This is a genomic window from Paraburkholderia sp. BL21I4N1, from assembly GCF_002973525.1.
Lineage (GTDB): Bacteria > Pseudomonadota > Gammaproteobacteria > Burkholderiales > Burkholderiaceae > Paraburkholderia.
Genome location: NZ_PVEN01000003.1, coordinates 509435 through 521503 on the forward strand (window position 1 = coordinate 509435; position 12069 = coordinate 521503).

The 12069-nt window shown below is 65.9% G+C and carries 9 protein-coding genes; 5 read left to right on the forward strand and 4 right to left on the reverse strand.

Going from position 1 to position 12069, the window contains the following annotated elements; all coding sequences use genetic code 11:
• Positions 1-284: 284 nt before the first annotated feature.
• From hemC to B0G83_RS11770, 3 genes are read left to right on the forward strand one after another with little or no spacing between them, the layout of a single operon-like run.
• A complete protein-coding gene (hemC, locus tag B0G83_RS11760) occupies positions 285-1325 on the forward strand; it encodes a hydroxymethylbilane synthase (RefSeq protein ID WP_105507582.1) in 1041 nt (346 codons plus the stop codon).
• Positions 1325-3346, forward strand: coding sequence for a fused uroporphyrinogen-III synthase HemD/membrane protein HemX (hemDX, locus tag B0G83_RS11765; RefSeq protein WP_105507583.1), 2022 nt, complete (start codon positions 1325-1327; stop codon positions 3344-3346). The genes hemC and hemDX overlap by 1 nt, the downstream gene beginning before the upstream one ends.
• A gap of 2 nt (positions 3347-3348) precedes the next feature.
• Positions 3349-4539, forward strand: a complete 1191-nt coding sequence (locus tag B0G83_RS11770) for a heme biosynthesis protein HemY (protein ID WP_105507584.1) — start codon at positions 3349-3351, stop codon at positions 4537-4539.
• 190 nt (positions 4540-4729) lie between these two features.
• Here the strand turns inward: B0G83_RS11770 and B0G83_RS11775 are convergent, their stop codons facing one another.
• The 3 genes from B0G83_RS11775 to B0G83_RS11785 all read right to left on the reverse strand — a co-directional run bounded on the left by B0G83_RS11775 (position 4730) and on the right by B0G83_RS11785 (position 8430).
• On the reverse strand, positions 4730-6049 hold the full coding sequence (locus B0G83_RS11775; RefSeq protein ID WP_105507585.1) for an MFS transporter: 1320 nt from the start codon (positions 6047-6049) through the stop codon (positions 4730-4732).
• Positions 6050-6158: 109 nt separating this feature from the next.
• Complete coding sequence (locus tag B0G83_RS11780) at positions 6159-6917, reverse strand: SDR family oxidoreductase (protein ID WP_105507586.1); 759 nt, start codon at positions 6915-6917, stop codon at positions 6159-6161.
• A gap of 73 nt (positions 6918-6990) precedes the next feature.
• Positions 6991-8430, reverse strand: coding sequence for an aldehyde dehydrogenase family protein (locus tag B0G83_RS11785; RefSeq protein WP_105507587.1), 1440 nt, complete (start codon positions 8428-8430; stop codon positions 6991-6993).
• A gap of 286 nt (positions 8431-8716) precedes the next feature.
• Here B0G83_RS11785 and ppa point away from each other — a divergent pair, with 286 nt between their 5' ends.
• Positions 8717-9244 carry an inorganic diphosphatase gene (gene ppa / locus B0G83_RS11790; RefSeq protein ID WP_105507588.1) on the forward strand — a complete coding sequence of 176 codons (528 nt, stop codon included), beginning with the start codon at positions 8717-8719 and terminating at the stop codon, positions 9242-9244.
• A 303-nt stretch (positions 9245-9547) separates the two neighbouring features.
• Complete coding sequence (locus B0G83_RS11795) at positions 9548-11659, forward strand: FUSC family protein (protein WP_105507589.1); 2112 nt, start codon at positions 9548-9550, stop codon at positions 11657-11659.
• Between the two features lie 85 nt (positions 11660-11744).
• Here B0G83_RS11795 and B0G83_RS11800 read toward each other — a convergent pair whose 3' ends face one another.
• Positions 11745-12068, reverse strand: a complete 324-nt coding sequence (locus B0G83_RS11800) for a GIY-YIG nuclease family protein (protein WP_105507590.1) — start codon at positions 12066-12068, stop codon at positions 11745-11747.
• Position 12069 lies beyond the last annotated feature (1 nt).

Here is a 12069-nt window from a genome sequence, read left to right on the forward strand (position 1 = left end):
GAACCGCCGAAACGCCGGTGAGGGTGACCGTGCGCCGGCATGCGATGCACGCCGGCCGGGTCGGCCACGCGTGCAGCTTGCGCCGCATTGCATCATCCCGCATGCCGGGCAGCGGTGCGCGAACGACCGTGCGTGAACAGGCTGGGATGGGGCAGGCGTGTGCTGCGCGAAGCCTGTCTCCTCCATCGATACCGCGCCCGCACGGCGGCTGGCCGTGCCTTGAGACATAAGGGCGCGTGCTAACATTGTTTGTTATTACATCCCGACATTCGATCAGCAAGCTAATGAACACCGAGACGTTTTCCACGCCACCCCACACGCTTGTGATTGCGTCGCGAGAAAGCCGCCTTGCCATCTGGCAGGCGGAGCATGTGCGATGTGCGCTGCACAAATTATATCCATCTTGTGACGTAAAAATCCTCGGAATGACGACACGTGGCGATCAAATTCTCGATCGCACTTTGTCGAAGGTTGGTGGTAAGGGTTTGTTCGTCAAGGAACTGGAAGCGGCTCTCGCCGATGGCCGCGCCGATCTCGCCGTGCATTCGCTCAAAGACGTGCCGATGACCTTGCCCGAGGGCTTTGCGCTGTCGACCATCATGGAACGTGAAGATCCGCGCGACGCGCTGGTCTCGAATCAATACGAGTCGCTGGCCGCATTGCCGGCCGGCGCGGTGGTCGGCACGTCCAGCCTGCGTCGCGAGGCGATGTTGCGCATCCGTTATCCGCATCTCGAAGTGCGGCCGCTGCGCGGCAATCTGGATACGCGTCTGGGTAAGCTCGATCGCGGCGACTACGCGGCGATCATTCTGGCCGCCGCCGGGCTGAAGCGCCTGGGTCTCGCCGAACGTATCCGCGCGCTGCTCGATCCGGAAGACAGCTTGCCCGCGGCGGGTCAAGGCGCGCTCGGCATCGAGATTCGTGCCGATCGGGCGGACCTCGCGGCATGGCTCGCGCCGTTGCATCACGAACACACCGCGGCGGCAGTCGAAGCGGAGCGCATGGTGTCGCGCGCGCTCGGCGGCAGTTGCGAAGTGCCGCTTGCCGCGTATGCCACGTGGCATGACGGCGCGTTGCATCTGCGCGGCATGGTCGCGACGCCCGACGGCCAGCGCGTGTTGAGCGCGCAGGCCTCGGCGCCCGCGCCGACCGTCGAACGCGCCATCGCGCTCGGCCAGCAGGTCGCCGACGAGCTCGAACAGCAAGGCGCGATGGAGATCGTGCGGGCGCTCAGCACGGCCAGCGGTCCCGCTGCGGGTTCGGCGAACGGCACACCGAACGACGCCCATTCCGGCACAACCCCCGGCGCGGTGACCGGCGAGTGATGACGGCCGACTCCTCCGGCAACACCTCGTCCTCCACCGTCGGCAAGACGGCGTTCACGGTCGTGATTACGCGACCGGCCGGTCAGTCGAGCGAACTGATCTCGCGGCTCGCCGAGGCCGGCATCGCCACACTCGACTTCCCGCTGATCGATATCGCGCCGGTCACCGACGCCGCGCCGCTGCGCGCGGCGCTCGCTTCGCTCGAACGCTACGCGCTGGTCGTGTTCGTCTCGCCGAACGCAATCGACCAGGCTTTCGCGCACAGCGATGCGATCTGGCCGCATGCGTTGCCGATCGGCGTGGTCGGGCCGGGCAGCGTGCAGGCGCTCGCGCGCCATGGCGTCGCGGCGCCCGCGTACAACGTGATCAGCCCGCCGTCGGGTCACGACGAAGAAACCGCGCGCTTCGATTCCGAAGGCCTGTTCGCGGCGCTCGAAACCGCGCTCGGCGCCACCGGCTTCGAAGGCAAGCGCGTGCTGATCGTGCGCGGCGACGGCGGCCGCGAATGGCTTGCCGAGCGTCTGCGCGAAGCCGGCGCCGAGGTCGAGACGGTCGCGGCTTACCGGCGTCTGGTGCCCGAGCCGTCCATCGGCGGTTGGGCGCGCGTGCACGAACTGCTCGCCGGCCTGCCGCACGCGTGGCTGCTGACCAGTTCCGAAGGCGTGCGCAATCTGCACGAACTCGCGCAAGACCATCTGACTACTGGCGAAATCGCCGCGCTCAAACACGCCACGCTTGTCACGCCGCATCCGCGGATTGCGCAGACCGCGCGGGCATTGGGTTTTGATAGCATGACGGTGTCCGGCGCGGGCGACGACCGGATTGCCCGCGCTCTGCTTGCCGCCGTTCCGACCGTAGTTCAACCGGCACCGTCCAACCCGGCTCATTCACCGGCACAATCACGCATGACTGAAACGACCGCTTCCACGAACGCTTCACCCCAGCCGGCCGCGACCACCGGGTTGCCGCCGAATCCCCCCTTCACGCCCTACGAAGCGCAAAAGCGCCGCAGCGCGAGCGGACCGCTGCTGTGGTTTGTCGTCGTGATCCTGGCCTGTGGCGCGGGCGTGGGCGGCTTTGCGCTCAACCGTAAGGTGGAGCGCGCCGAGCAGCAGCTCGCGCAACGCCAGCAGGCCAACGACGCCCAGACCAGCGAGTTGCGCGTCAAGACCGAGCAGGCGCTGGCCACGGTGCATCAATCGGACGCCCAGGTCGCGCAGCTCGAAGGCAAGCTCGCCGATGCGCAAACCGCGCAGCAGGCGCTGCAGCAGCAATACACGGATCTTGCCCGCAATCGCGACGACTGGACCTTCGCCGAAGTCGGGCAGATGCTGTCGGCCGCGAGCCAGCAGTTGCAGCTCACCGGCAACACGCAGCTCGCGCTGTTCGCGCTGCAAAGCGCGGACACGCGCCTCGCCGCGTCGGACAGCCCGCAAGCCGTCACGGTGCGCAAGGCGATCGCGCAAGACATCGACAAGCTGAAGGCCGCGCCGTCCACCGATCTGACCGGTCTCGCCATCAAGCTCGACAACGCGATCGACCAGATCGACAGCCTGCCGCTGTCGGGCGAGTCGCCGATCGCGCACGCCACGCCGAAGGCCGCGACCTGGGCCGACACGGCGAAGGTGGCCGCGGCCACCGGCGAGCCGCGCTGGAAAGTGTGGTGGCGCGAAGTCACCACGGGCATCGGCCAGCAGTTGACGAGCCTCGTGCAGGTGCGCCGTATCGACAATGCCGACGCCATGCTGGTCACGCCCGACCAGGGCTACTTCGTGCGTGAGAACGTGAAGCTGCGCCTGCTGTCGGCGCGTCTCGCGTTGTTGTCGCGCAACCAGACCACGCTGAAGTCGGATCTGCAGGCGGCGCAGTCCGCGCTCACGCGCTATTTCGACAACGCGTCGAAGAAGACGCAGACCGTGGAAGATCTGGTCAAGCAGGTGGACGCGGGCTCCGCCGCGGTCGAACTGCCGAATCTGAACACGAGTCTGCAAGCCGTCAATCAATACCGGAACCGAGGTTAATCATGGCGATCCGGGGACTTCTATGGCTTGCGTTGCTGTTCGCCGTCGCGGTGGTGCTGGCGGTGGTCGGGCGCTTCGATATGGGGCAGGTGCTGTTGATCTATCCGCCGTACCGCGTCGACATTTCGTTGAATCTGTTCGTGGTCGGACTGGTGGTGCTGTTCATCCTGCTGTACGCGCTGCTGCGCATCTTCCGCAATATCTGGCGTATGCCGCAGCGCGTGGCGGCTTATCGCGCGCGTTCGCGCGTCGCCAAGGCGCACGCGGCGTTGCGCGATGCGATCGGCAATCTGTATGCGGGGCGTTTTTCGCGTGCTGAAAAGGCCGCGAAAGATGCGCTCGTCAATGGCGACAACAAGGGCGCGGCCGGGTTGATCGCGGCCACCGCGGCGCACCGCATGCATGAATACGGACGGCGCGACGAATGGCTCGCGCAGATCGACGAAGCCGACTGGCTCGACGCTCGCCTGATGGCCACCGCCGACATGCGCGCCGACGGCCGCGACGCCGACGGCGCCTTGACCGCGCTGACCGAGATGCAATCGCAAGGCGCGCGGCGCATTCACGCGCAGCAGATCATGTTGCGCGCGCAACAGCAATTGAAGAACTGGGCCGAAGTGCTCAAGCTCGTCAAGACGCTGGAAAAACGCGAGGCGATTCATCCGGCCGTGGCGGTACGCTTGCGGCAACTGGCGGCGGAAAACCTGCTGCGCGATCGCCGGCATAACGCCGACGCGCTGCTGGAACTGTGGAATTCGCTGTCGGCCACCGAGCGTCATTCGCCGCGTCTCGCCGATCTCGCCGCCGAACTGCTGGTGGCGCTGAACCGTCCGCAAGACGCGCGCAAGATCGTCGAGGAAGCGCTGGCGCAGAACTGGGACGCGCGGCTGTTGCGCCGTTATCCGGATACCACCGCGGGCGACGCCCTGCCGCTGATCCAGAAGGCCGAAGCCTGGCAGAAGGATCGTCCGGAAGATGCCGACCTGATGTTCGCCCTCGGCCGTTTGTGCCTGCATCAGCAACTGTGGGGCAAGGCGCAATCGTTCCTCGAGCGGGCGTTGAAACTGGCCGACAACGAGACCTTGAAGATTCGCTCGCATCGCGCGTTGGCGCGTTTGCACGAACAGCTTGGCGATACGGATAAGGCGAGCCAGCATTATCGCGAGAGTTCGCTGGCCATGAACGTGGTGTGAGATTGGCGTTTAGCGCCGCCCGACCGTCTGATTCAGGCAGCGCAGGCAAATGAAGAAAACCCCCGGTGTTGCGGAACACCGGGGGTTTTTTGTTGATGCGTCGAAACATCGGTCGCTTTACCGGTCACGCAGGCGGCAAGCGCATCACGGCGCGTGTCGCCCAACGCCCACCGTTACGCGATGAACCGCTTCACTTGTTCACCATCCTCGCCGGCACGCTGATCGCCAGCAAACCGCCCAGCACCATGAACGCGGCCAGCATGTACATGCCGGAGTCGTTCGCGGCGGTCGCCTGCTTGAGCCAGCCCACCGCGTATGGGCTCAGAAAGCCCGCCAGATTGCCGATCGAGTTGATCATCGCAATGCCGGCCGCCGCGCCCGTACCGGCAAGAATCGCCGTAGGCAGACTCCAGAACAGCGGCAGCGTGGTCAGAATGCCCATGGTCGCGAGGGTCAGCGCGGTCATGGCGAGCACCGTGTTGTGCGCCCAGACGACCGACAGCACCAGCCCGAGCGCGCCCGCAAAAGCCGGCACCGCGATATGCCAGCGCCGCTCGCGGGTGCGGTCCGCGCTGCGTGCCACGAACACCATCGCCACCACCGCCGCCGCGAACGGAATCGCGGACAGCAGGCCGATCATGAACGAGTCGGTGACGCCGGTCGCCTTGATGATGGTCGGCAGCCAGAAGCTCACGCCGTATAGCCCCATCACGAACGAGAAATACACGAGACTCAGCATCAGCACGCGGCCGCTCGTGAGCACCTGGCGGATCGGCATGTCGTGCTTGGTCGCTTCCTCGGCGGAGACCTGGCTTTCGAGCAGTTGCTGTTCCTCGCGCGTCAGCCATTTCGCTTTCGAGATCCGGTCGTCCAGCTTCGCGAACACCAGAATCCCGACGATCACCGACGGCACGCCTTCGAGCAGAAACAGCCACTGCCAGCCATGCCAGCCGTTCATGCCGTTGAAGTTCTTCAGGATGTAGCCCGACACCGGACCGCCTATCACCCCCGACAACGCGATCGCCGTCATGAACCAGGTGGTCATGCGGCCGCGCCGGTGCGCCGGATACCAGTAGGTGAGATACAGGATGATGCCGGGGAAGAAGCCCGCTTCGGCGAGACCGAGCAGAAAGCGCATCGCGTAGAACATGGCCGGCGTGGTGACGAACATGGTCAGCATCGAGATCACGCCCCACGACACCATGATCCGTGCAATCCACACCCGCGCGCCGACCTTGTGCAGGATCACGTTGCTGGGAATTTCGAAGATGAAATAGCCAAGGAAGAAAATCCCCGCGCCGAAGCCGTAGACGGCGTCGCTCAGGCCGAGGTCGCTGGTCATTTGCAGCTTCGCGAAGCCGACGTTGACGCGATCCAGATACGCGACCACGTAGCAGAGCATCAGCAGCGGGGCGAGCCGCCACGTGACCTTGCGGTAGGTGGCCTCCTCGAAGGTGGAGGGGGGCGCGCCCGCGCCGGGATGGTGGAGCGGATCTGCAGGACTTGCCATGGTGTCTCCTCTTTTCTTGTGGAATTGAAGTACCGCCTGCGATGGATTCTAGTCGCGCCAGGTGCTTTGGATGACGAATCGATACCGGGGGAAAACACTGAGGCGGGCGCTAGACGCAGCGGCCGCCGTCCACTTCGAGGCACACGCCGGTGATGAATTCGGCTTCGTCCGACGCCAGATACAGCGCGGCGTTGGCAATGTCCTGCGGGGTCGAAAAGCGCCCGAGCGGAATGCCCGCGAGAAAGCGCTGGCGATTGGCCGGCGTATCTTCGACGCCCATGAACTCCGACAGCAGCGCCGTTTCGCCGATCACCGGATTGATGCAATTCACGCGAATCCGGTCCGGACCCAACTCGACGGCGAGCGACTTGCTCGCGATGATGACGGCGCCCTTGCTGCCGTTGTACCAGACGAGACCGGGCCGGGGCCGCACGCCGGCCGTCGACGCGATATTGACGAAGCCGCCGCCGCCTTGCTCGCGGAAATAAGGCACGAATTCCTGCACGCTCCAGTAGATGCTTTTGACGTTCACCGCGTAGACGCGGTCGAACTCGGCTTCGGTGACTTCCATCACGGGTTTGTTGCGATGCGTGGTGCCGGCGTTGTTGACCACGATCTGCACGCTGCCGAAGTCGTCGAGCGCGGCTTCGCGCAGTTTCCGCCAGTCGTCGCGCTGCGCGACGTTGCCCGCCACCGCGATGGCCTTGCCGCCGGCCAGCGCGATTTCACTCGCCACGCGTTCCGCGGCCGGCCCGTTCAGATCGTTGACCACGACGTTGGCGCCTTCGCGCGCGTAGGTCTTCGCAATGCCTTCGCCGAAACCCGAGCCGCCACCCGTGACGATGGCCGTTTTACCTGTCAACCGCATGATGTCTCCGTTGTGGGTTGTGAATGCCGTCAATCTGCTGTTTACGTTTTGACCGAGCGCTAACCGCGAGTCATTAGCCGTGCCGGATCGCAATGGTCTTCAACACCGTGAAACCGTACAGCGCTTCGAAGCCCTTCTCGCGGCCGTGCCCCGAGTGCTTGACGCCACCGAACGGCAATTCCACACCGCCACCCGCGCCATAGTTGTTGATGAACACCTGCCCGGCGCGCAGGCGTCGCGCGAGACGCATTTGCCGTGCGCCGTCGCGCGTCCAGATGCCGGCTACGAGCCCGTATGGCGTGCCGTTGGCAAGCGCCAGCGCTTCGTCTTCGTCGCTGAAGGACATCGCGGCAAGCACGGGGCCGAACACTTCGTCGCGCGCGAGGCGGTGGCTCGTGGGCACGTCTCGCAGCAGCGTGGGCGCCTGATAAAAGCCGCTCTCCGGCGCCTCGGTAATCACTTCGCCTTGCGCCGCCATCGCAATGCCGTCGTGCTGCGCGTCCGACAGAAAGTCCCACACGCGCTGCTGCTGCTTGGCGTTGATCAGCGGCCCGCAGTCGAGGTCGGCCTGCGAAGGGCCGACGCGTAACGCGTGAAACGCGCCGCTCAGGCGGTCCAGCAAAGGCTCGTAAATGGCGCGGTCGATCAGCACGCGGCTGCCCGCCGAGCAGGTTTGCCCGGCGTTCTGCACGATCGCCGACACCAGCACGGGCAGCGCCGCGTCGAGATCGGCGTCGGCGAAGACGATTTGCGGCGACTTGCCGCCGAGTTCGAGCGTGACCGGCACGTGATTGTCGGCGGCCATGTGGGCGACCAGCTTGCCGGTTTCCGGCGAGCCGGTGAACGAAATGTGATCGATGCCCGGATGACGGGCGAGCGCCGCGCCGGCTTCATGGCCGTAGCCGGTGACGATATTCAGCGCGCCGGCCGGCAAGCCCGCCTCGGCCGCCAGTTCGGCGACGCGCAGCACCGACAGGCACGCGTCTTCGGCCGGTTTGACGACGCACGCATTGCCGCTGGCGAGCGCCGCGCCGACGCTGCGACCGACAATCTGCATCGGGTAATTCCACGGCACGATATGGCCGGTCACGCCGTGCGGCTCGCGGATCGTCAGCACCGTGTAGCCGGTTTGATAGGGCAGCGTTTCGCCGTGCAGTTTGTCGGCCGCGCCGGCGTAGAACTCGAAATAGCGGGCGAGGGCGGCCGAATCGGCGCGCGCCTGCTTGAGCGGCTTGCCGGTGTCGCGCGCTTCGAGTTGCGCCAGTTCTTCCTGATGCGCCGCCACCAGCATGGAGAGCCGGTACAGCACGCGGCCGCGTTCGGCGGCGCTCGCCGCGCCCCAGGCGCCTTCGAACGCGCGGCGGGCGGCCTGCACGGCGGCCTCGATATCCGCCGCCGTGCCGCGCGCCAGTTGCGCGAACGGCTGGCCGTCCGACGGATCGAGCACGGCGATCGTCTCGCCGCCTGACGCGGCGTGCCACTCGCCGCCGATGAAGTGTCGGGCTTCTTCCATGCAGACTCCTTGAGGTGGCACGCGGCGCCACGCAGGTGCGGGCGGTGACGTGCGGTTCACAAATGAGAGGCACAATGAACGACGCCGGATGATTATCGCGCCGATCCTCGCCGGGGCGCCATCGACCGATTGGCTATAATGGCGCATTCCGCACTGTCCGGCCGCAGCGCCGCGGCCCGCGGCGATGTCGAGGCAACCGCGGCGAATCGAGTCGTCACGCTTCACACCGTCCGGGCGCACGCACTGCGCGCCGTGTTCCGAATTCCATCCTGATCAGAGAGCGCTCATGAGCTTCAATCACGTCCCCGCGGGCAAAGACCTGCCGCAAGATTTCAACGTCATCATCGAAATCCCGGCGCAAAGCGATCCGGTGAAGTACGAGGCCGACAAGGATTTGGGCCTGCTCGTCGTCGACCGTTTCATCGGCACCGGCATGCGCTATCCGGCCAACTACGGCTTCATTCCGCAAACCCTGTCGGGCGACGGCGACCCGGTCGACGTGCTGGTGATCACGCCGTTCCCGCTGCTGGCCGGCTCGGTGGTTCGCGCGCGCGCGCTCGGCATGCTGCAAATGACCGACGAATCGGGCGTGGACGCGAAGCTGGTTGCCGTCGCGCACGACAAGATCTGCCCGATGACCGCCGATCTGAAATCGATCGACGACGTCCCGGCGTACCTGAAAGACCAGATCAAGCACTTCTTCGAGCAATACAAGGCGCTCGAGAAGGGCAAGTGGGTGAAGGTCGAGGGCTGGGCGGGCATCGACGCCGCGCACAAGGAAATCACGGAAGGCGTGGCGAACTATAAGAAGTAAATTGCCCGTTGCCAGCCGGCCGATCAGTCCGTTGTGACTGACCGCCGGCCGCGAAGCAAAAAAAAACCGCGCGAGCCCGTCAGGGCCGCGCGGTTTTTTCATGGGTTTTTCAAGCCGATCGCATACGGTTCTAAAGACTGCGGGCGCATAGCCAGAGTGCATCGCGAGGATGAACCGAAGCCATTTTTATAGTTAGGTGTAAACCCGTATTATTTGCCGCTTGCCGGGGTTCGCCGCGAGCGTTCGTGGTCAACCCGATCAATCAACCCGATCAATACGCGCTTTTGGGAGCACACCGTCCGGATGCTGAATCGCAAGTCCAACCCGTCGTCGTCGTGGCCGCAACGCTGGTCGAGCGGGCTCTACGCTGTCGGCACCGCGATCTACCGCAAGCGGCCGGTGTGGATGGTGTCGTTCGCGACGAGCGAGGCGAGTCTGTCGGAGGGATTGAGGGCGGCCTGTGCGTCGACCGCGATGCTCGCGCTCGGCAATCTGCTGCATGAACCGGCGTTCGCATGGGCCGCGATCGGCGCGTTCTGGACCTGCCTCGCCGACGCGGGCGGCTCCAACCGCGCGCGCTTTGCGTCGATGATGGGCTTCGCGTTGTTGTCCACGCTATGCGGCGGTCTCACCGCGCTCGCCTCCAGTGCGGGCACGCTGTGCGCGGCCATCGCGCTGCTGCTGTTCACGAGCCTCGGCGCGTTCGGCCGGATCTGGGGCGCGGCCGTCTCGCAAGTCACGATCCTGGCGGCGACGGCCTGCGTCGTGATGGTCGACCGGCCCATGCACGACCGGCGCGCGGGCCTCGCGTTTCTCGGCGTCTATCTGGTCGGCTGCCTGTTCGCGGTGGTGTTGAGCCTGACCGTCTGGCGGATTCATCCGTTCGGCGCGAGCCGGGCGTCGCTGCGCACCGTTTATCTGCGACTCGCCGACATCGCGCTGGATAGCGCGCGCCTTCTCGAACGGCATGCGCCGCCGAGCGAATGGGCCACGCATGCGGCGAAATTCCGCGCCGATGCACGCGCCGCGCTCGAACGTTCGCGCAAGATCCTCGCGAAGGTGCCGGCATCGAGAACGGGCGGCCGCGATACCTACGACACGCTGCTCGCGTTGCTGACCGATGGCGAGGCGTTGTTTGCCTATCTGATCGCCGTGTCGGGCGCGTGCGAACGCGTGCCGGACGACGCCTGGCGCGTACGCCGAGCGGGCAGATTGCTGACGGCGATCGGCAACGTGCTGCGCGGCACCGGTATGGCCGCCGGCGACGCGCAATGGGCGCATCTCGCCGGTTTGCAGCCGCGCCTGCGACGTCTGGCCGGGCGGCTCGAAACCGCCTTGCTGGAACCGGTGAAGCTGAAGTCCGGTTTCGAACTGGTCGATTTCGCGCCGGCCTTCGCCGAGCCCGAAACGTGGCAGGCCAGCGCGCTGCGTCTGTCGACGCGCATCGTGGCGACGCTCAAAGCGAACCTGTCGATCGAGTCGGTCGGCTTGCGTCACGCGGCGCGCGTCGGCGTGACCACCACCACGGGCTTTCTCGTGATCCGGGCGCTCGGCTTGCCGTTCGGCTACTGGGCCACCATGGCGACGCTGCTGATTCTGCAACCGTCGATCGCCGCGACCTGGCCGCGCAGTATCGAACGGGTGGCGGGCAGCATCGTCGGCGGCGTGCTGGCGGCGGTGATCGGTTACGCGATTCATTCGCCGCTCGGCATTTCGCTCGCGGTGTTTCCGCTGGTGATGGCCACCATGGCGCTGCGTCCGGTTAGCTACAGCCTGTTCGTGCTGTTCCTGACGCCGACCTTCGTGCTGGTCGCCGACTTCGCGACGCCGGGCGCCAGCGAATTCGCTTACGCGCTCACGCGGCTCGGCAACAACGTGCTTGGCTGCGTGCTGGCGCTGCTGGCCACGTTCTATCTGTGGCCGACCCGCGAAAAAGCCGATTACCGCGCGTATCTGAACGACGCGGTGCGTGCCAATCTCGCCTATCTGCGAGCTGCATTGATATCGGCCGGACCGAGCGATAAGGACATGGAGCGCTTGCGGCGGGCCGCGGGACTCTCGAGCAATAACGCGGAGGAGGCCGTCGGCCGGATCCGGCTGGAGAAGCTCGAGGATTCGATGGTCGATACGGTCACGCTGACCGTGCTCAGCCTGTTGCGCAGAATGGCCGGGACCGCGACGCAATTGCGGCTCAGCACGAACCGGCGCGAGTCGGCGGATACGCATGACGAACTCGGCGCGTGGGTGAACAGCGCAAGTGACGAGATCGACGCCGCGTTGAACCGGACCTTGCGGCCGGTTCGCCACGAACTGCCGGCGCGCGATGGGTTGACGTCGCTGGAAGCGGACGCGGTGGGGCAACTTGCGTTGATGCAACGACTGCTGACGGAGCGGATGCGGGAAGCGCGGGGATAGGGCGTGCGAGCCGATGGGGCGGTTCGGATCTGGCCGGTGACGAGGCCGCCGTATACAAGCTGAAGCGAGCGCGCGGCGCAAACGTTCAGGACGCCCCGTCCTCCGCCTCGCTGTCCTCCTCGACCTCGACCATCGGCGCCACCGGCACCACCGAATCAAGCGTACGCACCCCCGCCGCCAGCGCCCGTTTCTCCACCGCCGCGAGCCGCTTGACCCAATACTCGGCGCGCGACGCGCTCGACCGATCCGCCAGCTCGAACGACGCCAGCACCTGCACCGGCTTGCGCGAACGCGTATAGCGCGCGCCCATGCCGCTGACGTGTTTGTCGAAACGCGCCTGCACGTCGGTGGCAATGCCGGTATAGACGCTGCCGTCCGAGCATTCGAGCAGATAGAGAAACCACGCCATA